At 57.0% G+C, this 25,048-nt stretch carries 47 protein-coding genes; 46 read left to right on the top strand and 1 reads right to left on the bottom strand.

Annotation, left to right across the window (positions count from 1 at the left end; translation table 11 throughout):
• Position 1 precedes the first annotated feature (1 nt).
• The 46 genes from BV908_RS18620 (at position 2) to BV908_RS18415 (ending at position 23,748) form a co-directional block, all read left to right on the top strand.
• Positions 2-331 carry a hypothetical protein gene (locus BV908_RS18620; RefSeq protein WP_146052284.1) on the top strand — a complete coding sequence of 110 codons (330 nt, stop codon included), beginning with the start codon at positions 2-4 and terminating at the stop codon, positions 329-331.
• 115 nt (positions 332-446) lie between these two features.
• Positions 447-719 (top strand): hypothetical protein, encoded by a 273-nt coding sequence (locus BV908_RS22285; protein WP_146052283.1) that lies wholly within the window; start codon positions 447-449, stop codon positions 717-719.
• Positions 720-959: 240 nt separating this feature from the next.
• Entirely contained in the window at positions 960-1,304 is a 345-nt protein-coding gene (locus BV908_RS18615; protein WP_146052282.1) for a hypothetical protein, read from the top strand.
• Positions 1,305-1,444: 140 nt separating this feature from the next.
• Complete coding sequence (locus BV908_RS18610; protein WP_103738892.1) at positions 1,445-2,089, top strand: hypothetical protein; 645 nt, start codon at positions 1,445-1,447, stop codon at positions 2,087-2,089.
• Between the two features lie 273 nt (positions 2,090-2,362).
• Positions 2,363-2,722 (top strand): hypothetical protein, encoded by a 360-nt coding sequence (locus BV908_RS18605; protein WP_103738891.1) that lies wholly within the window; start codon positions 2,363-2,365, stop codon positions 2,720-2,722.
• Between the two features lie 177 nt (positions 2,723-2,899).
• On the top strand, positions 2,900-3,142 hold the full coding sequence (locus BV908_RS18600) for a hypothetical protein (protein WP_103738890.1): 243 nt from the start codon (positions 2,900-2,902) through the stop codon (positions 3,140-3,142).
• Between the two features lie 417 nt (positions 3,143-3,559).
• Positions 3,560-4,375: a hypothetical protein gene (locus BV908_RS18595; protein ID WP_172751402.1), complete on the top strand. Its 816-nt coding sequence runs from the start codon at positions 3,560-3,562 to the stop codon at positions 4,373-4,375.
• A gap of 113 nt (positions 4,376-4,488) precedes the next feature.
• Complete coding sequence (locus BV908_RS18590; RefSeq protein WP_146052281.1) at positions 4,489-5,040, top strand: hypothetical protein; 552 nt, start codon at positions 4,489-4,491, stop codon at positions 5,038-5,040.
• 431 nt (positions 5,041-5,471) lie between these two features.
• Positions 5,472-6,509 carry a hypothetical protein gene (locus BV908_RS22640; protein ID WP_210434040.1) on the top strand — a complete coding sequence of 346 codons (1,038 nt, stop codon included), beginning with the start codon at positions 5,472-5,474 and terminating at the stop codon, positions 6,507-6,509.
• Positions 6,510-6,637: 128 nt separating this feature from the next.
• The gene (locus tag BV908_RS18580) at positions 6,638-6,997 is read left to right on the top strand and encodes a hypothetical protein (RefSeq protein WP_103738887.1); all 360 of its coding nucleotides are present in this window, start codon (positions 6,638-6,640) and stop codon (positions 6,995-6,997) included.
• A 111-nt stretch (positions 6,998-7,108) separates the two neighbouring features.
• Entirely contained in the window at positions 7,109-7,534 is a 426-nt protein-coding gene (locus BV908_RS18575; protein ID WP_146052280.1) for a hypothetical protein, read from the top strand.
• A 107-nt stretch (positions 7,535-7,641) separates the two neighbouring features.
• Positions 7,642-7,875 carry a hypothetical protein gene (locus BV908_RS22280; protein ID WP_146052279.1) on the top strand — a complete coding sequence of 78 codons (234 nt, stop codon included), beginning with the start codon at positions 7,642-7,644 and terminating at the stop codon, positions 7,873-7,875.
• A gap of 135 nt (positions 7,876-8,010) precedes the next feature.
• On the top strand, positions 8,011-9,318 hold the full coding sequence (locus BV908_RS18570; protein WP_103738885.1) for a hypothetical protein: 1,308 nt from the start codon (positions 8,011-8,013) through the stop codon (positions 9,316-9,318).
• 169 nt (positions 9,319-9,487) lie between these two features.
• A complete protein-coding gene (locus tag BV908_RS18565) occupies positions 9,488-10,168 on the top strand; it encodes a site-specific integrase (RefSeq protein ID WP_103738884.1) in 681 nt (226 codons plus the stop codon).
• A gap of 74 nt (positions 10,169-10,242) precedes the next feature.
• Positions 10,243-10,497: an AbrB/MazE/SpoVT family DNA-binding domain-containing protein gene (locus BV908_RS18560; RefSeq protein ID WP_103738883.1), complete on the top strand. Its 255-nt coding sequence runs from the start codon at positions 10,243-10,245 to the stop codon at positions 10,495-10,497.
• Positions 10,491-10,811 (top strand): type II toxin-antitoxin system PemK/MazF family toxin, encoded by a 321-nt coding sequence (locus tag BV908_RS18555; protein ID WP_103738882.1) that lies wholly within the window; start codon positions 10,491-10,493, stop codon positions 10,809-10,811. Before BV908_RS18560 ends, BV908_RS18555 begins: the two co-directional genes overlap by 7 nt.
• A gap of 7 nt (positions 10,812-10,818) precedes the next feature.
• Positions 10,819-11,166, top strand: a complete 348-nt coding sequence (locus BV908_RS22275; RefSeq protein ID WP_146052278.1) for a hypothetical protein — start codon at positions 10,819-10,821, stop codon at positions 11,164-11,166.
• Between the two features lie 366 nt (positions 11,167-11,532).
• Positions 11,533-12,180, top strand: a complete 648-nt coding sequence (locus tag BV908_RS18545; RefSeq protein WP_103738880.1) for a DUF2807 domain-containing protein — start codon at positions 11,533-11,535, stop codon at positions 12,178-12,180.
• Positions 12,181-12,712: 532 nt separating this feature from the next.
• Positions 12,713-12,994: a hypothetical protein gene (locus BV908_RS22270; RefSeq protein ID WP_146052277.1), complete on the top strand. Its 282-nt coding sequence runs from the start codon at positions 12,713-12,715 to the stop codon at positions 12,992-12,994.
• Positions 12,995-13,002: 8 nt separating this feature from the next.
• Complete coding sequence (locus BV908_RS18535; protein ID WP_103738878.1) at positions 13,003-13,230, top strand: hypothetical protein; 228 nt, start codon at positions 13,003-13,005, stop codon at positions 13,228-13,230.
• Between the two features lie 175 nt (positions 13,231-13,405).
• Positions 13,406-13,633, top strand: a complete 228-nt coding sequence (locus tag BV908_RS18530; RefSeq protein WP_103738877.1) for a hypothetical protein — start codon at positions 13,406-13,408, stop codon at positions 13,631-13,633.
• Positions 13,634-13,650: 17 nt separating this feature from the next.
• The gene (locus BV908_RS18525; protein ID WP_103738876.1) at positions 13,651-13,905 is read left to right on the top strand and encodes a hypothetical protein; all 255 of its coding nucleotides are present in this window, start codon (positions 13,651-13,653) and stop codon (positions 13,903-13,905) included.
• Positions 13,906-13,929: 24 nt separating this feature from the next.
• Positions 13,930-14,367: a hypothetical protein gene (locus BV908_RS18520; protein WP_103738875.1), complete on the top strand. Its 438-nt coding sequence runs from the start codon at positions 13,930-13,932 to the stop codon at positions 14,365-14,367.
• Positions 14,368-14,377: 10 nt separating this feature from the next.
• Entirely contained in the window at positions 14,378-14,590 is a 213-nt protein-coding gene (locus BV908_RS22265) for a hypothetical protein (RefSeq protein ID WP_146052276.1), read from the top strand.
• Between the two features lie 17 nt (positions 14,591-14,607).
• Entirely contained in the window at positions 14,608-14,904 is a 297-nt protein-coding gene (locus tag BV908_RS18515) for a hypothetical protein (RefSeq protein ID WP_103738874.1), read from the top strand.
• Between the two features lie 13 nt (positions 14,905-14,917).
• On the top strand, positions 14,918-15,157 hold the full coding sequence (locus BV908_RS18510) for a hypothetical protein (RefSeq protein WP_103738873.1): 240 nt from the start codon (positions 14,918-14,920) through the stop codon (positions 15,155-15,157).
• 14 nt (positions 15,158-15,171) lie between these two features.
• Entirely contained in the window at positions 15,172-15,570 is a 399-nt protein-coding gene (locus BV908_RS18505) for a hypothetical protein (RefSeq protein WP_086929178.1), read from the top strand.
• Positions 15,571-15,583: 13 nt separating this feature from the next.
• Positions 15,584-15,775 (top strand): hypothetical protein, encoded by a 192-nt coding sequence (locus BV908_RS18500; RefSeq protein WP_086929177.1) that lies wholly within the window; start codon positions 15,584-15,586, stop codon positions 15,773-15,775.
• Positions 15,776-15,789: 14 nt separating this feature from the next.
• Positions 15,790-16,281 (top strand): hypothetical protein, encoded by a 492-nt coding sequence (locus tag BV908_RS18495; RefSeq protein ID WP_086929176.1) that lies wholly within the window; start codon positions 15,790-15,792, stop codon positions 16,279-16,281.
• 292 nt (positions 16,282-16,573) lie between these two features.
• On the top strand, positions 16,574-16,720 hold the full coding sequence (locus BV908_RS22510) for a hypothetical protein (protein ID WP_172751401.1): 147 nt from the start codon (positions 16,574-16,576) through the stop codon (positions 16,718-16,720).
• Positions 16,721-16,729: 9 nt separating this feature from the next.
• Positions 16,730-16,879 carry a hypothetical protein gene (locus BV908_RS22505; RefSeq protein WP_172751400.1) on the top strand — a complete coding sequence of 50 codons (150 nt, stop codon included), beginning with the start codon at positions 16,730-16,732 and terminating at the stop codon, positions 16,877-16,879.
• Positions 16,880-16,896: 17 nt separating this feature from the next.
• Complete coding sequence (locus BV908_RS18490) at positions 16,897-17,118, top strand: hypothetical protein (RefSeq protein WP_103738872.1); 222 nt, start codon at positions 16,897-16,899, stop codon at positions 17,116-17,118.
• Between the two features lie 13 nt (positions 17,119-17,131).
• Positions 17,132-17,467, top strand: a complete 336-nt coding sequence (locus BV908_RS18485; RefSeq protein WP_103738871.1) for a hypothetical protein — start codon at positions 17,132-17,134, stop codon at positions 17,465-17,467.
• A 10-nt stretch (positions 17,468-17,477) separates the two neighbouring features.
• On the top strand, positions 17,478-17,906 hold the full coding sequence (locus tag BV908_RS18480) for a hypothetical protein (RefSeq protein WP_146052275.1): 429 nt from the start codon (positions 17,478-17,480) through the stop codon (positions 17,904-17,906).
• Positions 17,903-18,271 (top strand): hypothetical protein, encoded by a 369-nt coding sequence (locus BV908_RS18475; RefSeq protein ID WP_103738869.1) that lies wholly within the window; start codon positions 17,903-17,905, stop codon positions 18,269-18,271. The genes BV908_RS18480 and BV908_RS18475 overlap by 4 nt, the downstream gene beginning before the upstream one ends.
• Positions 18,272-18,484: 213 nt before the next feature.
• Positions 18,485-18,718 carry a helix-turn-helix domain-containing protein gene (locus BV908_RS18470; protein ID WP_103738868.1) on the top strand — a complete coding sequence of 78 codons (234 nt, stop codon included), beginning with the start codon at positions 18,485-18,487 and terminating at the stop codon, positions 18,716-18,718.
• Between the two features lie 32 nt (positions 18,719-18,750).
• Positions 18,751-18,951 (top strand): hypothetical protein, encoded by a 201-nt coding sequence (locus BV908_RS18465; protein WP_103738867.1) that lies wholly within the window; start codon positions 18,751-18,753, stop codon positions 18,949-18,951.
• A 22-nt stretch (positions 18,952-18,973) separates the two neighbouring features.
• A complete protein-coding gene (locus tag BV908_RS18460) occupies positions 18,974-19,228 on the top strand; it encodes a hypothetical protein (RefSeq protein WP_103738866.1) in 255 nt (84 codons plus the stop codon).
• 360 nt (positions 19,229-19,588) lie between these two features.
• Positions 19,589-19,783, top strand: a complete 195-nt coding sequence (locus BV908_RS22260) for a hypothetical protein (RefSeq protein WP_146052274.1) — start codon at positions 19,589-19,591, stop codon at positions 19,781-19,783.
• Positions 19,784-19,804: 21 nt separating this feature from the next.
• Positions 19,805-20,002 (top strand): hypothetical protein, encoded by a 198-nt coding sequence (locus BV908_RS18455; protein ID WP_103738865.1) that lies wholly within the window; start codon positions 19,805-19,807, stop codon positions 20,000-20,002.
• Positions 20,003-20,349: 347 nt separating this feature from the next.
• Positions 20,350-20,658, top strand: a complete 309-nt coding sequence (locus BV908_RS18445; protein WP_103738863.1) for a hypothetical protein — start codon at positions 20,350-20,352, stop codon at positions 20,656-20,658.
• 418 nt (positions 20,659-21,076) lie between these two features.
• The gene (locus BV908_RS18435; protein WP_103738861.1) at positions 21,077-21,307 is read left to right on the top strand and encodes a hypothetical protein; all 231 of its coding nucleotides are present in this window, start codon (positions 21,077-21,079) and stop codon (positions 21,305-21,307) included.
• A 33-nt stretch (positions 21,308-21,340) separates the two neighbouring features.
• Positions 21,341-21,709 (top strand): hypothetical protein, encoded by a 369-nt coding sequence (locus BV908_RS18430; RefSeq protein ID WP_146052273.1) that lies wholly within the window; start codon positions 21,341-21,343, stop codon positions 21,707-21,709.
• Between the two features lie 123 nt (positions 21,710-21,832).
• Positions 21,833-22,114, top strand: a complete 282-nt coding sequence (locus BV908_RS18425; protein WP_103738859.1) for a hypothetical protein — start codon at positions 21,833-21,835, stop codon at positions 22,112-22,114.
• 135 nt (positions 22,115-22,249) lie between these two features.
• Complete coding sequence (locus BV908_RS18420) at positions 22,250-23,167, top strand: hypothetical protein (RefSeq protein WP_103738858.1); 918 nt, start codon at positions 22,250-22,252, stop codon at positions 23,165-23,167.
• Positions 23,168-23,364: 197 nt separating this feature from the next.
• Entirely contained in the window at positions 23,365-23,748 is a 384-nt protein-coding gene (locus BV908_RS18415; protein WP_246867546.1) for a hypothetical protein, read from the top strand.
• A gap of 36 nt (positions 23,749-23,784) precedes the next feature.
• Here BV908_RS18415 and BV908_RS18410 read toward each other — a convergent pair.
• Positions 23,785-24,983 (bottom strand): IS3 family transposase gene (locus BV908_RS18410; RefSeq protein WP_103738857.1). Its coding sequence is split into 2 segments (ribosomal slippage): positions 23,785-24,716 and positions 24,716-24,983, totalling 1,200 coding nucleotides; the frame shifts between segments, so codons are not numbered across the junction.
• Positions 24,984-25,048: the final 65 nt, after the last annotated feature.

Here is a 25,048-nt window from a genome sequence, read left to right as displayed (position 1 = left end):
AATGACAGAAAAAACGGGATCGAGCATCCAAGGCGTTGAACGTGCCATGACGAAAATGCTCGACATCAGCACTGCCCACATCCCCAAGCACACTGCAGATGCATTGGGTGATGCGACCAGCGATAAGAAGCCTGAGCTATTCGACGCGATCAGCTACGTGCATTACCACGAATACGGCTGGATCATCCACACGTCGGAAGTCGAAGCAGTGCGCAGTCAGCACCCGGAACTTGCGGCCCTCATTGAGTTGGCCAAAAGGAATGGCGCAGAACATCTGAAGCTGGACTGCGATGCGCCCAAAATCGAAGGACTTGCGTCTTTCGAATGGTAGTTGGGTTCGCCAACACCGTGTACCGGCACTTGGCTTGACCAAGACCTAAACCACCCTGACGGGCATCCACTGCCTTTTGGGAGGTGGTGCCCGTCTCTTTTATCAAGGAAACGGAATGCACAAACAAACTGAGATCGTTGTCACGACGGCTGTCCAAGCCTACAAGATGACATCCGTGCCCATGCAACGAATGCCTTCTGCCAACTGCGAGGATTGGGTGAAATTCCAGCGAGGCCATGTGCCTGGCGGCGACCTCTCCAAGCGCGAATGCGACAAGCTGCAGTCGTTCATGAAGCGCACGCGATCAGAAGCAGTGACGGATGGCCACTACAACTACACAGTTGCCGGTGGTCGTCTTGCATATTGCGAGCCTGGAGTCATTTCTTAACCTCTGGGCAGAGTGCCCTTCAACAGAGCCCACGCGCAGACCTCGGTCTGTCGTGGGTTTTTTCATTGGCGCCATGGGAATAGAGCACGGGCCCACTTCCCCACAGGAGTCCGCGCCCCTACAATCGGCCATATTGCTACGGCAATCTTGGCCTTGTGCCAACTCTTCTTTTACCAACCCCGATGGGCACCTTTCTGCCCTGGCGGGCCTGGTGTCCATCTTCTTTTCTTGGAGATGGATATGACAAATCAAAGCACTGCAGCAACCACGGTTGCCCCCGCTGACCTGAAGGCCGTCGTTGCGCGCATTGAAGCTGACATCGCTTTGTTGCGGATGACGTGTGACGAACCGATAAGCATCAAGCTGTCTGACAAGATCGACATCGAAATTCGTCCTGCCCAGGATGATGACCGTGTGCTTGTTGGGCGTTCGGACTGGGGCTTTACCGTTGTGAACTACACCACGGAAGGCCTCATTCTGGATGTCATTGCCGAAGGCGATACTGCGTCGCTTCACATGGTTAACTTCCATGGAAGTGACTTGGAGATTTCGTCGCCTGACGATCTTTCGAGTCCCACCGAGTAATTGCCTATGCCTCTTTGAGGCTGGCTCTCTGGCCCATTGCTCATGGCGCACCTTCGGGTGAGCCTGGGCAATTTTTCACCCCCCCTGACGGGCGCTGAGCCCTGATGGGCCGGCGTCCGTTTCTTTTTCGAAGGAAATGTATGTCGATCTCCATTGAACAGCCTGCAGTCGTGTCCAGCCATTCTGGTGCCTCGTATGAGTTGCCAGAGGCCAAGACCGTTTACCAGGCCTGGGCCGGGTGCGAGGCTCGCGGCTTCATCCCCAGCAAAAACCAGAAACTGGTGATTGCTGTGGTGCAAGCCGCAATGGATTCGGGCTTGTTCTACACCACTGACGTGCGCAGCTTCTGCGCTAAAGCCATGGGGCTCACGTCCGAGCAAGATGCGGCAAACTTTCAACCCGCGAGGGTTGAGGGCGGCGTATTCGGGATGGAGTGCTACTACGCACGAAAGTACCTGGATGCAATGAGCCGTTTCGCACGCGAGGACAAGGCGCATGCCCAACTGAAGCCCCATGTGGGCCAGAAGCTGGGCACCATCATGTTCAACGACTTCAAGCGCAGCACTGGCGCTGTCGTGAGCGAGGTGAAGGACAACGTGATCACACTGCACTTCAAGCGGGGCAAAGTCCTGCTGGGTGCCGAAGTGAGCGCGCTTGTGATCAAGAACGCAATCGACCGCGCCGCTGAAAAGCAGCTCCGTCGTGACACTTTCGATCAGTTCACGGCACCCGCTGCACTCGCTCCAGCGCCGCAAAGCGCTGAGACAGAGCCGTCCCTTTTTTAGGGGCGCGCTACTCAACCGGCCGGCGCCCATCTTCGGATGCGCCTGGCCATTTCTTCAAAAAAATGCCACCTAAGACATGTTCTTGGGTGGCATTTCTTTTTGCAGACATGCAAGGCGATGCGTTATAGCCGCAGCTACCGATACCTTTTGTGCTAGAGTAAATATGTCACGCCTTTGGCAGACATTTGGCCCTCGTGCCAACCTTTTACTCAACCCCCGATGGGCACAATCGCCCATGTGGCAGGTGCCTATCTCACAACTTAGGAGATAGGAATGAATGCAATCCAGAGCCCCACGCAAAGCCATGCTTTGTGCGCATGCGACGATCCCGCCTTCAAGGCGCAGATCGCCGGCTTGCAGGCCATGACAGCAACACTCAACAATTCGGCTCGGCACTGCGAGGCTGACTCCATCTACCAAAACTACTGTTTTGGTGATGGCGTCCAAGTCGCAGACCAAGACGGCTGGGAGTACACCACCCCCGGTGATGTGTGGACCCGCAAGGTCTACGTTGAGACCGAGGATAGCGAGGCCAGTCAAAAACTGAACTTCACCATCCGCTTCGGCACGGGCGACGCTCCCGAGGCCTACGCCATCGATTCCAAGGGCAACATCTGGGGAACCCAGGAGTAGCCGCAGGAAGAGAGGCCATGCAAAGCCCATCTTGGGCGTGAGGTGCGACACGCGTTGGGGCTCTGCTCCTTCGCGCTCTGCATGTCACGCCTTCAGATGGCCACGTCTTTTCTCAACCCACAATGGGCCAGCAAAGCCCATGCAGGGTTGCGCGAGCCCTGTAACCACAGGATATCTATGGACGAAAACCAACCTGCACGCCAAACGTGCAAAGTGACTTGCTATGCAGGCTACATCCAGCTCGATGGAAAGCGAATCGATGTGAGCTTCGAGGCTGCGACAGATGCTTCCAAAGAGCAGCTTGACGCCGCATTTCTGAGCGCACTCGCGCAACACGCAACCATCGACTATCTCGCGATTGGCGATTGCGAGAAGGTACGTGATGACGGCGATAGCAGCCCCGGCTGCGCCAAGCAATAGCCCCATGGGAAATTGCTTATGGCCGACATCCACGACGCGCAACTCGTGATCGTGCGCGGGCTCCCTGGCTCAGGAAAGTCCACGCTGGCACGAGAGATTGCAAACGCTTGTGGATGAGGTAATGGCCGAACTCGCTTGAGCAGGGTATATCCCGGCCCAGGCGGTTCGATCCAAGCGTCAGCCAATAAAACAAAGCCCACGCGCCGACCGAAAGGTCTCGGCCGTGGGTTTTTTTTGGCCTGGCGCACTGCACGGTGCCAATAGAGGCCGCTTCACACAAGCCCCCCGAGCACGTAGAATGGACGGCATTGCCTTTGGCGATCTTGGCCTTGTGCCAACCTTTCTTTTTATCAACCCCGATGGGCACCTCATGCCCCATCCGGGACTGGTGCCCATCTTCAATTCATGGAGATGGATATGACAAAACAAAACGCTACATCTGGCCAACCGAAATACGCCGTGGGCCATTGGATGCACTTGTTCGGCGTAGGGCCGCTCGAAACCCACTGCCGTCTCGTCATCGACCTGGAGCAATCCAAGCTGGTGGCGGCGCAGGAGTGGACAGGACTCAAGTTCGAAGATGTTCTCGGCAGCAGGTTGAAAGACCTCGCCGAAAGTGTCATCGAGGTCAACGAGGCCCACAAAAATCCTGACGAGTGGGAGCTTGACAGGGTTCGCATCCTTCCTTTCTGGGTAAGACAATCGGCGACTGCGGCAACTGAAGACAGCCAAGACGACACGAAGCCTTCGCAACGTGACTCCGGTAACAAGTCTTTCCGTGTCCATCTGTACGTGCTGACACGCGTCCCTGTGGAAGTGGCCAATGCCTCTTCGCAAGTGGACGCAATAGCACAGGCGGTGGACGCCACGGACCTTTATGAGGCCGTGAAAACAAGCGAATATGCGGAGGAGATCCACTCGGCTCTTGTCGATGAAGTCGGCGATGCCGAATTCACTCGCACTCAGCACTACCAGCCAGGCCAAGAAGACGGCGAGTGGGTTGTGGAGTCATTTGCGACCCAAAAGGAGCGCCAAGCGGCTGCGACTGATGCACTGACGAAAGTCGATGCAGCCTTCGAATCCGTCAACTCGCTCTTGGACGCATCTGGAGCACTCGATTCTGAGCCGCTCCAGAAGGCGGTCTATCAGCTGCGTTTGGAAATCGCCCGCGCAAGCGGCGACCCTGAACGCACCAAGGCAGCGCAACTCAGTTTGCAAGAACTGTCCGCGTGAGCCCCAATTCCACTGCTTAACTCCAACCGGAATTAGGCGGTGGTTTCTAACCAACCCGAACGGGCACTTGTGCCCTCGGGCGGTGTCCGTTTCTCACAATAGGGAAACGAACTATGAGCGAATTGGTACAAGCCTATGGCACGAAGGAAGCGCCGCTTTCGATTGAACAAGCAAGGGCCAAAATCCGAAGCGACTTCACTCGATTTGCGCAGATGGTGATCAACGGCGTGACACTCCCTGCGGGGCATGTTTTCGCCCAGTCTCCGGCTTTGGGGATCAACCATCAGTTGACTTGGTATCTCGGGTGCGAGATCAAATCGGCGAATGCTGGTCTGAGTGTCTTCGGCCACCTGGCCGTGGCGGATGACAAGGATTCGAATCAGCTGCACATCGAGGCTCGCTACTTCCACCCTGAGCTGCATTTTCGTGATGAAAATGGCAAGGCAAAGAGTTCGCGCGCCTACAACCCTGGCTATGGGGCTCACTTGTGGGTTGACCAAGGCAGGCCATATTGGGGAATGAACCGCTCCCTCATCGAGGGGCGCCAGTTCCTCAGCAATGTGCCAACAGTCGAGACCATGGCAGAAGAGGTCGTAGCCAGACTCAATCATGCGATATCTGCTCGGGCTCAACCGCACGAAGCAGAGGCTGTGTCGGGCCTGTGAAGGCGTAAAACCCTTCCCGTCCTGGCATGTGAAGCCATCATCAAAAAAGCCCCGGAACAACGCGTGTTCACGGGGCTTTTTCTATTGCGGATCTTGTTGGCCATATCGCAGCCAGGCTATAGAATCGCCAAGGTTGCTTCGGCAATTCTTGGCCTCGTGCCAACCTTCTTTAACCACCCTGATGGGCGCCATCTGCCCATTTGTGGCCGGTGTCCATCTCCTTTCTGGAGATCGGTCTGAACAATCACATCGAGCACCCCGTCACGGGGAAAACAGGCACTCTGGGGAATGGCTGACGTTGACAGCTCCACCCACGATGCTTTACAGCTTTGAACTAAGGCCCTGACATCCAGGGTCGTTTAACTCAACCCTGATGGGCACTTGATGCCCGTTGGGCCGGTGTCCGTCTCTTTCATTTAGGAGAACGGAAAATGTCGAATTACATTGATCACAGTGTCGCAGAAACGACTCTCAAGATAGTAGAGGAAGTCTGCCGAGACTTTGACGGAAACGGGATTTTCGGTGTTGGGGCTGGTGCCGCTTTGCGTGCCATGGCCCGTCACTGGAAAGATCATCTCCATGATGGTCATAAGCCGAGAATCATCTCGGAAGACATTGATGAGATGAAGAACCAGCTTGAGGTCATGCGTGCGGAAGTGATGCGACGGGTCTCAGAACATGCCCCCTCACCAATCGATGGGAAAATGTCGAATTACATTGAGCAGCCCGTGGCGTCGCAAGACAAAGCGGTAGAACTCAAAAACACCCTTGGCCAAGTCGCTACCGCACCTTTCTACATCTGGGCGAATGACGACTGCGCCAACAAGACCAACAACTTCAATGAAGCCAAGGCCATCCGGTTGACGTTGTTCAACGAAGGCGGTGAGTCTGTCTACATTGTTGATGCCGATGGTGTCGAGGTGGTGGACGCGGAAATCGAGGCCCACGAGGCGCTTGCGAACGCTGGCTATTTTGCTGGTGCGCGCAAGCCTGATGTGAAGCCCGAGTTCCCTGGCGCGTTCATGGTGAATGATCCCCAAGACTCTGAGGGCTATGCAATTGTCGGTGACGACATCGCATCGCTCATCCTGGAGGCCAGGGATCACCTGACCGCTCATGCATCTGATCGGGAGGTGTCGAATTACATTGAGCAAGCTCCAGCCACAAAACTGGTGGAAGTGCGTTTGTCGGCCCTCACGCGGGTCGAATACATGGAGGTCGTTGAGGTGCCTGCGAACATCACGCAGGCAGAGCTTGATGATCTGGTGAACGCCCGATACCGCCAGGTGGACGGTGGCGAGTTCACGAGCGATCCCGAGTATTGGGAGCGCGGCACCTGTGAAGCTGTGGAGACGGACATGCCCAATACAGCGCCATCGATGATGGCGTTCAGAACGGCGCATGGACTTCACATTGAGCGTGCTGATGCAGCAGCTCAAACAGTAGAGTCATCAGGGCCAACACCCTGATGTCGCTTTACTAAACACGCCCTGGCAGCCCTGACGCGGGTTGCCAGGGCCTATTTTGAACCACCCCTGACGGGCACCCGCTGCCCATCACGGGCCGGTGTCCGTCTCTTTCTTGGAGGAAACGGAAAATGTCGAAATTCATCGAACAGACCACTGCGTCGAGGGACCAAGTGAGTGCTGTTCTCCTTCAAGAACTCCCTGGAGTCCCTCCTCCGAGTCTCAAGGCAAGGGTTCTCGAAACTGTCTATGAAATGGACTGTCTGCAGGTATTAGAGGGCTACCAGCTACTGGCAGCAAAGCACATGAAAAACAATGTCGGGATCTACGTGGTCAACGGAAACTTCGGTCGCGACCACTACAGAGCGGCAATTTCAGAGGCCAAGAAGGCAGGGCTCAACACCCATCGCCTCTATGTCTATGCGGAAACGGCCACATACAGCGGCCGAGCCATCTGCGTGACTCAGTTTGCGGACATCTGGCCGCAGTAGCTGATTCCGGAAAGCATCTGTCGCCCTTGGAGGCAGTCCCAATTACATCAACCCATGCGGGCACCTGTTGCCCGCTGGGCCGGTGCTTGTCTCTTCCTTAAGGAGATGGCAATGCCAACAACCAATCAGTCTGTCGTTGACTTTTTCGCGCCTCACCCTGTCGTCCTGGCCATGCCAGACTATGGCGATGCGCCGAAGTTCGCTTTGGTCATAGACGACATGCAAATAACGGATCCGACACTCAGTGCGTGTGGCCGATTCACAGTCGATCCGCAAGAGGTGTACGGGCTCAGCCCCGCACAAGTTGATGGCTTGCAGAGCATCAACAAGTTACTTGAAGATGCTGTTCAGGACGCCATTAACGCTGGATGTTTTCGCATCCAAAATGCCCTTGGCATTGCCACTGGCGATACCGCTGGAGTGCACTTTGCGTTTGGCCCTGCGCTGAACGCAATCACCCAGATTTTTGGCGAGTACATGCTTTTTGAAATCAAGACTGAACAAGCTCTGATGACAAAACCCACGGTCCTTGGCTGAGGAATTCTGGTGGTGCTTTCGCACCGCAATGCATTGATATATCAACCCTGACGGGCACCAGTGCCTTATGGGTACTGGTGTCTGTCTCTTACTTTCGGAGTCAGAAAATGCCACGTCTCAAATCCACCGACAGCGCACAAGAAGCAGCTCGCAACGCCGGGTACACCGTTCATCAACCGAACGATGCAACCCAAGGCTTTGCCTTCTGCGTTGATGGTGATTACAGCAAGGAATACCCAACTGCGAATGATGCTTGGAAAGCAGCGGTGGCGGACATGGAGGGTCAGGCAAACACGCCTAGCCAGATAGAGGCCGCGATGAAAAAGGGCTGTGCCTGCTGAGTGCTTCCACGCTAGACTATTCACATCACCCTTTCTGGGCGATCTTGGCCTCGTGCCAAACTTTATTTAAACCACCCTGACGGGCACTTGCTGCCCTCGGGCCGGTGTCCGTCTTCTTTGAAAAGGAAACGGAAAATGTCGAATTACACACAGCGGCAAGAGACCATCGACGCCCTGGCAAGCATGGTCATTGAGCAGGCAGACCGTCATGGCTTCAAGATCGAGATCGATGCCATTCGTGACGCCGTTGAACAGATGGCAAAGTTCGCGGGCATTGAGGCGAATGAGACAGAGTTCATGCTCGCCTCTCAGAAAGTCGAAGACGAAGCGCGCCTCATGGGCAAGCTGTCGGAGAAATCTGGGGAAATGGAAAATCCTCAAGAGCGCTATCGTCTGAGCGCGATGGACGAAGGTAATGACCATTACTCAGTGCTCGACACAAAAACTCAGTTGTACTGGTCAAGCGAAGGTTGGCAGAGGCCAGATTCTGGGTGGGCATCTGTACTCACACGATCTGAGGCAGCGCGTAAAGCGTATGAACTCAATCGGAAACTGTCGAATTACAGGACCCGGCAAGGGAATCTCATGGTGTCGCTGACAGAGGATGCCCATGCCTACAACAGAGAGTTTTTCACTCTGGAAATAACACATATGGACGGCGATGAGGGTATCGAAAATGATGCTGATGTCTCTGGTCTCTCTGTGTTTGCAACTCAGGCGCAGATCGACCTTTATCTCGCGGCTGCCATGGCGCACGCCACGGCTCGCTGTGGCCAAGAGGGGCGTGTAAGAAACGCAGCTGTGTATGCAGCTCAGGCTGGCGTACTGGCGGTCGGGACTTGCACTACTAGCAAGGTCGGAGGTGATGGGAAAATGCCGAATTCCCAAGATCAAGCTGCACTGGCCGACAAAGCTTTTGCTGACTACGACTTTGGAGAAGGCGTCACCGTGACTGACACTGGAAGTTGGGAATACCTCGTTCCAGGTCACGAGCGGAGCCGAAAAGTCTACGTTGAAACGGAACGCGAAGATGATGGCCCGGCTCCCCGCTGGACTTTGAACTTCACAGTCCGCTTCAATGAAGTCGATGGTTCTTTGGCCGAGGCATACGCCTTGGATCAAAAAGGCCAAGAGTGGGGGCAGATGCCTGAACGGGAACCGCAAGGTAACGTGCAGGAAGCCGTTGCGCCCCAGATGCATGAATATGGCTTTGATGTGATGCTGAAAGCGGCTATTCGCGTAAAGGCCTCATCGCCTGAGCAAGCAATGCAGATGCTGCATTCGATCCTGGATGCTGCTGACTGCAACGCTGGTGCATGGCCCAATGGCGATCCCGTGCTGTTCGAGGCGTCCACAGCCCCGGATACTGGCCCTGTGCTCTATAGCATTGATGGTGAGGAAGTTGCCAACGCTGTTGACGACTCTCCGAGCCTAGGCCTGTAATTGCCACAACTCAACAAGCCCAGCGCACTTCGGTGCCTGGGCTTTTTTCATGGCAGGCCGGATTCCTACTTTCCTTGAAGTTGAGGAATTGTGCGGGATATGATCGAAAAAGAGCGCGCTCGGCTCCCTCTCTGCATTTCGTCAAACCCATCGAATTACAGAGAGCTGCATGCAGGAAATTACACGCGCCAAGACCCTTCACCAAGGGCAATTTAACCGCCTCATCAAGATCACCCAGGGCACGTCACGCTACCCTGAACGCGACGTTCTTGTGCTCATGTTGGGTCACCACTGCGGCATGCGCATCACAGAGATTTCGCGCCTGACCGTGGCCGATGTGATGCACGCCTCGGGCAAGCTCCGCAGCGAGATCAGCATGCGCGAAGCGATCACCAAGGGGTGTCGCCAGCGCTGCGCTTACCTGGCTTCCAAGCCCGCCATCCAAGCCTTGGAGGCCTACCTGATGTACCGCATCGAGCGGGGGATCGGCACCCTGTTCGGCCCTGGGCCATACCGGGGCCTGCTGCCTCACCAGCCGCTGATCTACAGCGGCCGGGGAGATGGCATGTCCCAGAACACCAAGCGGCGCGTGCTGGAGACTGGCGAGCGGCGCGACTACAAGGCCTGCGACAGCCTTCAGGCCCATGTGACCAAGCTGTACCAGCGGGCGGGCATCAAGGGCGGCTCCAGCCACTCTGGGCGTCGCACCTTCGCGGGCAAGGTGTTGGCCACGACAGGCGACATGGAGACGGTTGCACAGCTCTTGGGCCATGCCAGCATTGACTGCTCGCAGCGTTATGTGGACCTCGACCAGGCGGTTCTGAAAGCCATGTTTATGGACGCCCTATGAGGTTGAAACATTGTGGCAACCAAGGCTTGACAAGCCCGACCCCATGGAATAACATTGTTGTAACTGGAGTGATCATGCAAATCGCAATTCGGACTATTGGAAACAGCAAAGGCATCGTGTTGCCAAAGCCACTTCTCGCCCAAGCCGGGCTAGATGGCGAAATGACCGCCGACATCGCGGTGGAGAACGGCTCTATCGTCCTGCGCAAGCCAGCCAAGGCGGTGCGATTTGGCTGGGCTGAAGCGGCGAAAGAACTCGCGGCCAAAGGCGGTGATGTCCTGCTCATGGGTGAGTTTGGCAACGCAGATGATGCGGAGTTGGCCTGGTGAAGCGCGGAGAAATTTGGCTGGTGAACTTGGACCCAACCGTAGGGAGCGAGATCAAAAAATCTCGTCCTTGCGTGGTGGTGTCACCTGCAGAGTTGAATGACAACCTGCGCACAGTCATCGTTGCGCCTATGACCTCGAAGGGCCGTGCTGCTCCATTTCGGGTGCCGGTCACACACGCTGGAACAAAGGGGTTGATCGTGTTGGATCAGCTTCGGACTGTGGACAAGGCGAGACTGGCCAAAAAGCTAGGCGTTGTGTCCGCAAAGACGTTGACTGCGGCGCTGGTAACGCTGCAAGAAGTATTCGCTGAGTGAAGGAAAAATGATGTCCTCAGAAAGAGTTGACGCAACACAGTTGCCAAATAGATTTGCATTGCCAAGTGGTTTGGTGGCGGAGGTGATGCTTGTTCCTACCCCGAAGCCAGATGCAGATGATCAATACCCGATCCTGGGAAAAGTTGGCGACAAATCAGCTCCAAAAATATTTGTGAAATTTCGCCGTGGGTCTGAGCTTCTGGAGTGCAGAGCTTGGCATGCAGTCATATGCGGCAGTAAAGAAATCACGCTGGCCGATGGAACTGTTGTTGGTGAGGATGACCTCTTCACCGTGGATTCGCGTGGATGGGATTTCCTCCTTGCGCGGGGTCTTGTGCCCAACGCCATGGTCTAAGAGCCAATCAAGGAAAGCAGCCTTGCCCCGCTACAAGACCCCATCGTTCCAGAAGACCTATGACGCGATGCTCGCGGCTGCGCGGGACACGTCGAGTGAGCTGTACCACGATGGTAAGCCGCACCGAGGTGCTGGCCACCGTACAGCTTTCTGGGATGGATACGCTGGCCTGGCCAAGTCAGCGAACGTGGTGCCAGGCACGCTCAGTGCTGTGTGCTACGCAGCTGGGAAAGAGTTCGCTAAGTCGAGCCCAGGCATCGTGATTGAGGATGCAGTGTGGACGCCTGGCGTGACTCGCCAAGGTGGCTCGAAAGTTTGAAGGGAAACAACACTGTGAACGAAAATCGCAGAACACAAACCCGTCCCATGCAAGCCGTCGACCAGCTTGTTATTCGGGGCGCTGCCGATGTATTCGTCACGCATGGCGAGCCGTCAATGACGGTGATTGCAGATTGTCCCGAAGACGTTCTAACCGAGATTTTTGGTGGCACGCTCACGATCTCCACGCGCCCGACCGCCAGGCGTGTTGATGGCTGCATCCATATCGACGGCGACGTAACCATCGTCAGCGGGTACTCGCTGCAAGTGTTCCACGGCCACATAGGCAATGTGGCGGGAGGTGACATCGTAATCAATGGCGACGGACACCGTGCCACGGTGGAAATTACGTTGCCAGGGCTACCCGAAGTCAGCATTTCAGGAGCGTGCAATCTGTGTCTGGAGCGTTTGAATCAGGATGCAATCGAGTTAGAAATTTCGGGGTCAGGAACCGTCACGCTTACTGGGCGCGTCAAGCATCTGGACGCGACAATTTCCGGGGCGGGCGATGTGAATGCGAAGAAGCTCGAAGCGGAAAGCGCCTCGCTGAATGTGTCAGGAGCGGGAAAGATCAAGGCCCTTGTAAAAAGCTCTCTGAAAGCCCGCGTGTCTGGTGCGGGTGGCATCAAGGTATGGGGCGATCCTGCGCAGCGTGACACGCGGGTGTCGGGTGTTGGCGATATTCGATTCAAGTGAAGGAAAGCAGCCCTATGGCCCATTACGAACTGAAAACTTCGCCACTAACGTCGGAAGAAAAGACGTGGTGCAAGAAGTTGGAGAAGCTCCTGCTTTCCACGCCGGATAGGTTGGGGCTGTACACAATCGGTGACCGTGACTTGCATGTGTTCGATGAGGCTGAGGCAACTCGGACTGGCCTAGACATTGCGGACTGCGCTGCTAGTTCTGCGGGACTGGTGCTTGAGCGCATCAAATGCCGAGTAAACATTCACAGCCTTGCGGGCTAATCAAGGAAAGCACCGTGAGTACGAAATTGGGCCAGTGCTGCGAGACGTGTGCGCATGTGACATGGGAGCGAACACCCACTGGTCGCATCCGGCGAGATTCTTCGGGTCGGTGCCGCGCCCCTACGCCAGATCTGGTAGCCATCCTCCCGTTCAGTGTGCCCGTTCCACATCTTGGTCGAAACGGTGTTCAACCTCGTGATGGTTCGACGTGTCCAACCTACTCACAAACCGGTGAGTGATCTATCAACAAGGAAAAAACAGCAATGACAACGATGAGCTGCGCCACTTGTAAGAAGTGGGGAAGAGTTGAGAAAGGTAACGCAGGCTGGCGTGACGGTTTGGGCCGATGCACAAATGTCCCTAATTTCTACGATGTCACCGATCAAGTTGCAGAGTTTGATCCCGAAGACGGTGTGGCTGGTGACCTGGTACTGAAACCTGGATCTAAAAGCCTGAAGGCTTTTGGGCTGGACGGATCAGGCTACCAAGCGTTTTTGATCACGGCACCAGACTTCGGTTGTGTGTCCTTTGATCCTAAGGACTGAAAGGAAAGATGGCCGCCGCAAAGAAAGTGCCGCTTGGTGATGTGACTCGGACTGCGCGCGCCAAAGCACACCTTGAGCGCCTGGAGAAATCCAACGGCAAGCGCCTGTTGGTTGACCTGGATGCCGAGGGGAGCGATGCCCTGGCCGCGCTGCTTGTGAGCGGCTACGGGCCAACCAACAAGGCCGTGGTCAATCGCGCACTGATTGCGGCAAGCAAGCGGATCAGAAAGGCTTGACAGCGTTTATATAAACGCTAGAATTGCACTATAAATTACTGGAGCGAAGACATGGCAGCACTCGCCACCCGAATTGAGCAAGACGAACGCAACCAGCATGTCCTGCTGGTCACCATCGAGGGCGAGGCGCGTGTCTTTACGGCTGTCATGCAGTAAGAGAAGGAAGCAACGCACCATGGCCGCATCTGGTTTCTTTGTTGACTGGAATGGGGACACCCGCAGAGTCGAGTGCCCTGGCAATGGCTACACGTGCAGCCCTGTTCTGGACAAGCTGTGCGAAGGCAAGCCCTACCAGGCCGTCGATGTCCTTGACACTGCAGGCTTCGTCATTCATGAAGCCGTCTATTACCCAACGCTGGATGCCCTCAAGGCTGTCGGCGTGGTCATCAATCTAGTCCAGTAAAAAAGGAAAGAACCGAGATGAACCACACAGAGGCCATCGCGGCTTTGCGGGCCGTCCAGGCCCATCACAACACTGCCCACGGTGTGCAGGTCGGATTCTTCATGAAGGATGCTACGGCTGCGCTGGGCAGCTTTGCGCAGGCATCCAGCACCCTGGCGATGTTGATGGTGGACGGCTTGATCGCTTCAGCTCCTGCTGTGGTGGACGACGAGGTGCAGACCATCTACCGCATCGCTGATGCCACTCCACCTACCTCGCGTTCAGTGCATTGAACGCCGGGATCAAGGAAACCAGCCATGTCCTCGAAGCGTGTCCACCTGGCAACTGAGACCGGCGGTCGCTCGCGTTGCCGCTACACGTCGAGGCCAAGCATTCAGGCGTTGTTTGTCCCTATGGACCGCTTCCTGCTCACGCCTGTGGCACAGCGTTGCCAGGACTGTCAGGCGAAGCTCAACAAGCCGCGACACAACGAAAGAATATCCATGGAAGCCACTCAACATCTCCAAGCACACGCCGAAAGCGCTGTACGTGCTACGCAGTGGTTTCGCACGGCTCCCCACGCCGTGAAGGCTTCCTTGAAGGTCGAAGTCTTGGGTGTGGAGGTGCGACCAGGCCGAAGCATGATGGATGGCGAGGTGTCAGGCCCCTGCCTTGTGGCCGAGGCAATCTGTGGCGAAGAGACGCGCCGGTTCTCCTGGGCATTCAGGTTTGGCGACACCAACGAAATTGTTTGAGAGGAATGAGATGGGCACAACGACTGAAATCCTACGGAAGGTCGAGGCGCTGAACGCCAGCACAAAGGCGGTGACCGCCGAACCCGTGCGCCCTCGTATCCAGGCACTCATTGATGCGGGATTGTTGAAATCTTCTCGGATGCTGTGCGGCCCGCTGGCCCTTCCTACCGGCGAGGTCTGGCTGCGCGTGACCGACGACGGACGCAAGCTGCTCTGCGCCTAAACGAAGGAATCCACTCCGTGCCCCGCTACAAGACACCATCGTTCCAGAAGACCTATGACGCAATGCTCGCGGCTGCGCGGGACAAGTCGAGTGAGCTGTACCACGATGGGAAGCCGCATCGTGGTGCTGGTCACCGTACAGCCTTCTGGGATGGATACGCGGGCCTGGAGAAAACGGCCAATGTTGTGCCTGGCACGCTGAGTGCAGTGTGCTACGCGGCAGGCAAAGAGTTCGCCAAGGCGAACCCTGGGATCGCGGTCGCTGATGCAGTCTGGACGCCCGGAGTGACCCGCCAGGGTGGCTCGAAAGTTTGAAGGGAAAGAGACCATGGCTACGCAAGCGCGCGACTACACCGAGTTCGACAAGAAGATGCTGGATCTCATCGCCGCTGGCAAGAACACGGCAGCGGCATTGACCACGGCGCTGGATGCAGAGGCCAAGCCGCTGATGAATCAGCCGAATGAAGAGTTTCGGGTCATCGACCGCCGCCTGCAGGCGCTGCGCAAGAAGGGCGACATTGCCTGGGAACGCCGTGGCGCGCTCGTTGTTTGGTCGCTCACCAAGTAGTCGAGGAAAGAATCATGAATGCCGACAAGACACTCTTTGCCAGCCTCGCCGTTGATGTGGTTCTGGTGCGGACCATGGTCGCAGAGGCATCTACCCACACCGCGGTGGAGGCGAGCTTAACTATCAATCCTATTGAGGGCGTGCCAGATCGTACGGTAGTCAGTGGCTCAGTGCGTGACGTGATGCGAGTCATTGGATTGCTGGCGGACAAGGGCCTTAGTTGCCTCCTATCGGTGTTCACCCTGGACCAATCCGAAGCTCTGGACGCGGCCTGCGCTTACGTCGAGCTGGATACCCCGAATGGGACGCGCAAGCAACCGCCAGCTTGGGCAGTGGACGACGAAGGCCAGTTCAAGGCGCAGGTGATCGCAGATCGTGCTCGCGAGGTCGGATCATTGTTTTCAACCCGCTGAGACAAGGAGCCGCATGAGCAAGCAGCCGATCTACGCCACGCTGAAGCAGCGTTTTACTACCGAGGCGCTACGCGGCCTTCGGTTTGTGCAAGACGGTTCTCGCATGGTCAAGCTGGGGTCCTGTCGCAGAGAGCGGGCAGTGGCCACCAGCCAGGATGGTCAGTGGTGGCGCGTGACGCCGCTTGAGCGTGGATGGAAAAACTGAGAGGAAAGTCTCCCATGGCTCACCTGCAACGTGCAAAACCACCCGCTCAAGTCCGCAAGGCCGCAAGACTGCTGAGTGACGCGATTCCCCTGCTGGAGGCATGCGGCGTGACCATTGCCGTCGATCACTGCAGGCTGGCCTTGTCGGCTGCGGTTGCTGCCGCCGAAGAATACAAGACTCAGGCCGCCGCCGCAAAGGTGCGGCAGCGCGTTGCGGCATCGATGCCCAGCGATAAGGAGTCATTGATCCGTGAGGATGGGACGCTGCGTTACGTCAGCCACATGAAGCGGTCGGGAAAGCGGCCGGAAGTCGTCGCGGTCAGTTTCCGTGTACCTGGCTTACCTTCCCTGATGACCTCATTTACTCTCGTTGGGCGCGAGTTCGATGGCGTCTACGAAGCCGCCGTTCGCGCCTTGGCCCGGCATCTCGGCGTGATTGATGATGTGGTACTGATCGAAACCATGCTCTCGACCAGAAGTGCGTTCAAGGCGCGTTACGGGCTGTGACCACCAGAGCAAGTGAACCAAGCAAGGAAAGCTGTCGTGAGCAAGACTTTGGGCCAGTGCTGCGAAACGTGTGCGTTGGCGACGTGGGAGCGAACACCAACCGGTCGAATCCGTCGAGATTCTTCGGGTCGATGCAGGGCGCCTGTCCCTGACTTGATTGCCATTCTCCCGTTTAGCGTACCAAAGCCGATCTTGGGTCGTAATGGTGTCCAACCCCGCGACGGGGTGACGTGCCCAACCTATTCGCCACTGGGCGGGTGAACACAAGAGGAAAGATCGAATGGAAAAAATCATGAACACCAGCCTCTACAAGGTCCAACTCGCACCGGACGGCCGCCGTTTCGAGGTAATCGAGTCCGACACCCTATACCTGTTCGGTAGTTTCTGGACCCGCGAGGAGGCCCAGGCTCGGGCCGACGCGCTCGGTCGAGTCAATTGATCGCTGGCCATGGCTTACGTTGTTATCGTCAAGCGCACGCCTTTGCAGCGTGATGTCTACGGCCCGTACCGTACATTCAAGCGCGCGGAGGGCGATGCCAAGGCCTGGGGCGGGACTGTCGAGCCGGTGAAGAAGCCGGCCAGCCACGAATTTAAGTAGTCAAGGAAATCGCCGCTATGAGCAAAACCTTAGATGCGATCAGCAAGCTGAGCTACGTTGCAGCAGTGGATGATGAGCGTGAAGACGGCAGCTCGATCATTGTCACGCTGAAGTCCAATTGGGAGTTTTGTAGCGAAGACCCTGGCTGCGGCGTCAAGGGCTTTGACACGGTGGCTGCGGCGCGTGCAGGCACTGCACGTCGCGAAGTTCAACTCATTTCGCCTGTCGGCGCGAAATGATCGGAAAGAACCTATGCCTGAATTCAAACTGACGCGTGATTCGCTGAACACTATCACGGATGTCGAAATCGCCTTTGGCACAACCAAGCTGTTGCCTCCCATCGGCGCGGTGCCCGAAGAGTTCAAGCGGGGAAACGACTACACGAAGCTCCTGGATCGCTTGTTTGCTGACCAGCCCCCGCCTGAAGGTGAGATCGTTTTTCGTGAGGGCTTCGACGATGCAGATGCCCCCGCGCTCCTGAATCGCGTGGTGAGGGCTCATCTGCGTTCGTTCGAGCCCAAGCACGAGCACAAGATCGCAGGCCTTGGGTACCTCATCAGCCAAGTATGCGAAGTCCGGTTGACCTGAAGGAAAGCGCATGAACGCACATAAGAAATCCCCAATTTCCACGATGACAGATTTTCTGTTGATCTTCATCTTCGTTGCAGCCATTCCCGCAGTTGGCGTTGGTATTGGTAACCTGACTGATCGAGGTTCACAGATGCTTAATTTGCAGCCTTGGATTTGGAATGTCTTCTGGGCCTGCGCTGCCGTGTGCTTGGCGACGGGCATCTACTCGAAAAAATGGGTGCATTGCTTTGGCTTGGCGATGATCTTCCTCGCCATCGGAAATCTTGGTTTCAGCGGCGTGGTTGCAGATGTGCAAGGGGGCTTTGACCCTAGCCAACTTGCAAAAGAAACAGGGGTCATGTTGGGCCTCATGCTTGGCGTAGGAATCCCGGTCATGAGCGCACTGCTGGGCCTTGGGTTCGCCTACAAAGCTCGAAGAGAAGGAAAGAAGCAATGACGGGAAAGAGAAACTGGTGCATTGCAGGGAGCCTTGAGACTATCTTGCAAGCGGTCTGTGCCGCTGCAACTATTGCTCTTGTGTATTGGCTTCAACAGAACGTCGCAGACCAGGGATTCATGGCTGTGGTTGCGCAACTGACCCGATGGATCGCGGAGAACCTGATAGCAAGTGCTTTGCTGTTTGTCGCCATCGTGCTTTTCGGAATCTTTGGCACGCCTTACCTCCTTGCGAAATTGGAAGACGAAAACTCCTTCCTCTCGCGGTTTGGCCTGATCGTCGTAGGTTCCCTCGTGGTGATTGGCGTGGTGCACTTTGGGATCATCGCTTGGAACTTGATGGCGACAGCATTGAGCGACGCCTAACGTGTGAAAGCAGCCGTGGCCACAAAACGAATCCACTTGGCGACCGAGACGGGCGGACGTTCTCGATGCCGCTACACGGCCAGGCCAAGCATTCGTGCTGTGTTTGTTCCGCAAGAGCAATTCATAGCAACCCCTGAGGAGCAGCGCTGCCATGACTGCCAGGCGAAGTTGATCAAGCTGCTGCCCACCCAAACCAAGTAGAGGAAAACACGCATGACCGGAGAAGAGCTTGAGGCGCTGCGGGTGAGGATTGGAGCACCGAGCCAGGAGGCGATGGCCGATCTGCTGCGGTGTGACCCGGTGGGATACCGCCGCTATGCCATAGGCGCCAGGCCAATCCCCCGCTACATTGAGCGCAGCGCTCGGGTGCTGGAGTTCGTACACGAGAAAGGCATGCTGCCGCAGCTTGCAAAATGGCTTGACATTGTAGCCAATGGCTACTTATAATTGAGTCAACAGTATTGCAAAGGAAAGCCGCCATGGCGACAGAGACAAGAGGGCCGTTTGCCGTGCTGGTTAATAACGGCTTCCGGTACGAGTACCACATGAGTGTCGATGCCCGCAGCGCACGCGAAGCTCGCGAGATTTTCAAGCGATCCGGGGACTGGCGTGCTGATGACTTTCGGGTAAGGGACGACCGCACAGCCGCAGCGCGCGGGCAGCAAATGCAAACCAACTGAGCAACTGATAGGAAAGAAGATCGTGGCCACGAATGTAGAAAATTCTGGAATCTTCAAAGTAAATGGTCGTAGCTACTACTTTGGGCGCATTCGTGAGCTGGCCAAACTCGGAAAGGGGTCGTATGAGGTCGTCGGGACCAACGGCATGACCTTCAAGATTGAGGGGGGACGATCCATTGGCGGCGCGCAGCGTGACTGGTTCCTGGACGGATGCGGGGATCGGGCCATCGTCTGCACGTCACTGGTGGACGCCCTGCGCTGCATAGAGTCTATGTGATGAGGTGTCCTATGCCCGCAATCCCCGAGGTAAAGGCAGGCCAGTGGCTCGGGAGGTTTCCGGATGACGACACGAAAGTCTTGTCCTACGGCTACCGCTTCTATCCGCCAGGCAGGGGTAACGGCGCGTTCTGCTCCACGTATGGCCGTAGCTCGGTCTATGTGTACGCGCACGTTGAATGCTGGCCCAGTGGCTCTCCAGCTCCTATGGTCACCACAATTCTTGCTGAGACATCTGTTGGAACGGCGCGGCTCGTTCGTGAGGCCGACAAGATCGGTCGCAAGGGCGTGCGCGATCTTGTGCGTCCGGCTCTTGCAGCATTCTTCAGTTCCACCTCCAGCAAATGCTAGGAAACCAGCCATGGCAAAAGCGTCCAAGGAGCTTGGGGACTTTGCGGTACTCACTCACAGCGGCTATCGCTATGAGTACCACATGACTGTGCAAGCACGCAGCGCCCACGAAGCCCGCGCAATTTTCAAGCGTTCGGGAGACTGGCGTGCTGACAATTTTCGAGTTCGGGACGACCGCAAGCATGGGGCGGCACCGGCTGCATAAACCATCTGGGAAAGCGCAGACATGAAGCTCAGTGAAGCTCAAGACTTGCTTGTCCAGAAGATGAAGGGCGGGGCGGAATTGCAACACCACTTGGACTCTGGTCTGTTTCGGCTGCGTGATGCCATCACAACCCGCACCGTCCACCCCGCTACGGTGGAGTCTCTTGTGCGCACGGGCGTCATCATCAAGTCGCTTGATGGTTCGTGCCGACTGGCCTGAAAGGAAAGCAGACTCATGCGCGCGTGCGACGCTGCCCTGCAGGTTCTGATTGAGACCGACAACCCTTCGGTGATGTACGGCGACGAATGGCTGTGTCACCAGATAGCTGCTCGTCTCGGATGGGAGCATGCTGGACCGGCTACCACGCGCCGGGTTCTGCGGGCGTTGTCGAAGACGCCAGGGAGACTTGTGAAGGGCCTCATCCGAATGCCAGGAGATTGCTGTGCACGCGGTCAGAGCGCACTGCACTTCGAGTTGCCAGAGCCGGAGCACGCCTTCATGATGGGATTCCTGCGGCAGGGCAAGAAGCCGGATTGGTCCACCTTCAACAAGAGATAGGAAACACGATGAGCAAAGACCAGATCATTCTCGATGACGGCGTGTATTTCGTGGACCTGAACTGCAACTACGAGACGGCTAAGGCTCCTGGGTTTCTCCAGCGCCGATGCTCCAACGGTTTGACAACGCCTGGCGGCTATGAGTGCGTGGGCAGCTTCGACAAGGCGGCTGATGGGACGTGGCGGGCGGACGTGAACGCCGCCTACGATCCCGAAACGGACGGGGACTGCCGCCGCGTGATCGAAGGCGTCTCGCGAATGGATGCGATTGCTGCCTTGTGGGCCGCTCGCAAGAGCGATTTGGCAACGCACAACTGATCGGAAAGAGTATGGAGCAAGGCGCTTTCATCATCAATGAGCTGACGGGGGACTGGCCTGTGTACCCTGGCCACCCGCTGGTCCTGGCTACGGCGATCATGCGAGTGTTTCCGTGCTTCGCTGAGGCGAATGCTCCGTCTGGTCATGGGTGGTGCACCGCGCTCGGGGACTCGCGCATACCTGGCGCCGGGGATCACGTTGGTGCGGCCATGCGAACGCTGGAGTTGGGCTCGCGTGGGGCGGATGCTGACACCATGATCGACCACGCGATTAGGTACTGGGAAGCTGGACAAGCAGGTGGGCACATCAAAAACGTGGATGCCGGGAAGGCCCAGGCAGAGAAGATCGAATCCCATTTCCGCGCAGTCTCGGCCGAATGGTTCAAGTCGGTCGTAACTGCAATCTAAAAGGAAAGCAGATGAACCAGCTTGAGCATCTGGATGAAATCGCCCGTGAAGCGTGGGCAGGGGACTATGCGCGCACTGGCGTCCTGTCAAAAGGCGAATTGCTGTACGTGGCCCTAGCATCTGGACGTATGCGTGAGCTTTGCCCGAGCGACTCCATCGCTTACGCGGTGGATCGTGTAGGCCCGGAGTGGATGGCCCACATGCTGACCGTGTGGCGTGCCGATACCCAGCCGCAAAACTGATCAAGGAAAGCAATACCAATGTCGAGCCCGGCCATGAGAGCCAAAATCGCCAAAGCACGAGCAGAAGCCCCGCGCGAACTGCCCAAGGCCCGACTATGCGCTGAGGCGATCCTTGCAGCTATCGATGGGGAGGAGGCCATCTTGCAGGCCCTGCAGCTGCTCAAACACGGCCTTGGAAACAACTGGTCGATCACCACTGCGATGCAGTACATGTCGGGCAGAAAAGGGGAGTTCGCCGCTGATTGTGCTGACCCACAAGAGAAGCCCCGCCTGTATTTGGCTCACCTTATCGCCAAGCAAGTTTGCAGCGAGAACGGCCTTGGCGCCGTGACATCGCCTGATGGCATCGACGTGGCAAAGTTGAAAGCACTTTCCCAGGCTGTGAAGGATCAATTGCAGTGAACATGCGTGCATGTGACGCCGCAATGCCATCCACGACAATGGTCTCCAAAAGAGGCTGGAGAAGTTGCTTCTTCGGTAGTCCATCCACGTGTCATTGACCGCCAAACACTCCACTCCGAAGGCATGACCAAAGAGATCACAAATGGGGAGAAGGCGCTGGCGCTGCTGCAGGCTGCTTGCGCGCAAATGGAACCCATGACCCCAGCGCAGCTGCGCGATTGGCAGAAAAGAATGGGCCTGACGGGACGAGGTGCTGCACGCTTACTTGGCATGTCAGCCACCGCCTATCTGGATCGGGTCAATGGCAAAAGCTACACCACCGGCCAGCAAATAACCGTCTCGCGTGTTATCACCCTGGCCTGCACAGCTCTGGAGGCAGTGCACATCGCCAACAGCCAACGGTGACGGTGCACTGACATTGACGCTGACGGTGTGAGGGTTCTCATTCCACAAATCCACAGCCACTTGCCAACGTTTAAATAAACGGCATATTCTGGTGATCAATCACTTGCATCCGCAAAGACAACCAGAGGACACAGCATGGCGACAGTGAAGACCCGTGAGTTCAAGCACACGGGCAAGTCCGGTGAGACGATCCAATTCAAGTCGCCCATCACCGTGGACGCGCAAGGCGAATTCACTATCAACATCCCAGCAGAGCTTGCGCCCACCGCACGGGCGCTTACAACGCAGCCTGTCTGGAAGGGGCATGTTGAGGTGACACAAGCGCGAGTTAACTGGCGCATCCAGGGCGGAGTGCTGAGCACGATTGAGCGGTTCGTGGAAGAAGCGATGAAGGAGCACTTGGCAGTCGAGGTCAAGCAAGAGCTGGTCATCCTCTATCGTTACGAGAACAACACGACGTTTGCTCGTGCAGCTGATGGCTCGATCCACCCCAACGGGCACTTCGCTGCAGAAAAGCTAGAAGATGATGCACGCAGGTCTTGGGAGTGGGGAGGCAACAGGAACATTCATTCCAACAATCGGCCTCGATTTTTCGGGGTTGGGGTTGTGGCCCGTGCATACCTCAAGTTGACCTACACGCGCCCCGGCAGCTCCAAAGTCGAGTACAAGCGCGATTTGCCTGGTAGTCACTGGGATCTAAACTCGATGCGGCGCCTGAACAGCTACATTGTTCAAGACCCCTTGCTGCACGGCTACGAGACCGACCATTTCCTGACCGTCGGCCGTGACAAGCCATCCAGTGAGGGTGTTCAGGAAATGCCCTACAGCGATGCGGCAGCGGACTTCTTTTCCGGCCTGATGCTCGCGATGTGCCGCCTCGGCGATCAGCTGGATGCGTTCGTGGGAAATAAGGACAATCTCCTGATCGCCATTAAAAATGGGGCTCACCTTCTCCCTGGCGCTGGGAGTGCTTCAGCAACCGATCAGCAAGACACACATGGCAGTCAAGAAGAAACCTCCAGCCGGCGACACAACTCAGACAGCAAGGTCTAAAACATTCCTGCAGCGTCTGGAGGAATCAGGGGGCAAGCGCGTCGTTATCGACTTTGATGCTGAGGGGCATGAAGCGCTTCAACATTTGCTTTCTCTTGGGTATGGAACGACCATGAAAGACGTTGTGATCAGAGCGGTGGTTGCTGCCTCGGCGCGAAGGACAAAGCGCAATTGACAGCGTTTCTTTAAACGGTAGCATGAGTCATCACCAACAAGTGCTGACTCATATGCCACGCAAGATTTTCACCATCGTCGCCGCCCACCCAGTCGAGGTTGGATGGCATGAACTGCCCCGCGTACGCGTTGACAGTTTCTTGGTCGAGGGTGAGTCCCTGCAGGCTGCTTTCGCGAGAGTTGCCCCCTTTGAAGGGGTCGTGGGTGCCACTGAGGTTTTCGGCATCGAGTGCAGTGATGTGATGCTCTCTCCGTCAACAAGTATGCGGCGCGAAGAGGGGTTGCGAGAGTGGCTGCACTGGAGCGGTTTGGTTCGTCGCGGCGAACTCGATGCAGGTTGGTCTCTACTGGCCGAAGGCCCCGAGAGCTTCAGCGCCCGTGAAGAGCGCGTGTTCGCTGAGCGCTGACCTTGCCCCTGTTTCGTGTAGCTCTTAACCCACGGTTCACGCGGCCTTTTTACGCTGTGCCTCGTACCAGCGCTGCTCGTACTGCATCGGGCTGAGGTAGCCCAGCGACGAATGCAGCCTTCGGTGATTGTAGAAGGCCATCCAGTCCATCACCGCCTGCCTGGCCTGCTCACGGGTAGCAAATTTGCACCCATGTACGCTGGCTGTTTTCAGCCGGCCCCAGAAGCTCTCGGTCGGTGCGTTGTCCCAACAGTTACCCTTTCTGCTCATCGATGAACGCATGCCCCAGCCCTTCAAGGCATCCTGGAACTCATGGCTGCAATACTGGCTGCCCCGGTCGCTGTGGAATATCAGCCCAGGAGGCGGCCTGCGGCGCCACCACGCCATGGCCAGCGCGTCCTTGACCAGGCTGGCCTGCATGTGCGGCTGCAGGCTCCAGCCCACCACCTGACGGTTGAACAGGTCGATGACCGCAGCCAGGTACAGCCAGCCCTCGTCGGTTTGGATGTAGGTGATGTCGCCACTCCAGAGCTGGTTGGGCGCCTCGGGGTTGAAGCGCCGCTGTACCAAGTCGGGCGCCACCGGCAGGCTGTGGCGGCTATCGGTGGTCACCACGAACTTGCGTTTGGTCTTGGCCCTGATGCCGTGCTGCTGCATGAGCTTGCGCACCCGGTCTTTGCCCACTCGGATGCCCCGGGCCAGCAGTTCCTTGTGCATGCGTGGCCAGCCGTATTCCCCCTTCACCTCGGCGTGGATGGCGCGCATGTACGCCAGCAGGGCTTCGTCGCTGTGACGCCGGGCAGGTCCACCGTGGCCAGACTCACGCCGGCGCAGCCAGTTGAAGTACCCGCTCGCGCTGACCTCCAGCACCCCGCAGGACACACTCACCGGGTACAGCTTTCTCATTTGGTGAATCCAGGCGTACCTCGCAGCGTGTCCTGCGCGAAGTACGCCGCGGCTTTTTTTGCGATGTCGCGCTCCATGCGAAGGCGAGCATTCTCTGCACGCAACCGGGCTATCTCCATCTGCTCGGGCGAGACTTGGATGCCCTTGTCACCACCGCCCGCACCGTCCAATTCTCCCTTGGCTGACAGCCGCACCCAGTTGCCCAGGCTCGCTTTGGGGATGCCCAGTACCTTGGCCACCACCGCAATCGCCTGACCCGAGCGGACCTGCCGAACAGCCTCCTGCTTGAACTCTCGCGTGTACTGCGCACGCACCTGCTTGTCACTCATCTCTGAACTCCTTGTCGGTATCTTCAACAAGGGTTAAGAACTCCACTTTTCAGGGGCAACCTCAC

Origin of the sequence: Diaphorobacter sp. LR2014-1 (assembly GCF_002916785.1) — a bacterium.
Lineage (GTDB): Bacteria > Pseudomonadota > Gammaproteobacteria > Burkholderiales > Burkholderiaceae_C > Diaphorobacter > Diaphorobacter nitroreducens.
This window is presented reverse-complemented; position numbering and strand designations above follow the sequence as displayed.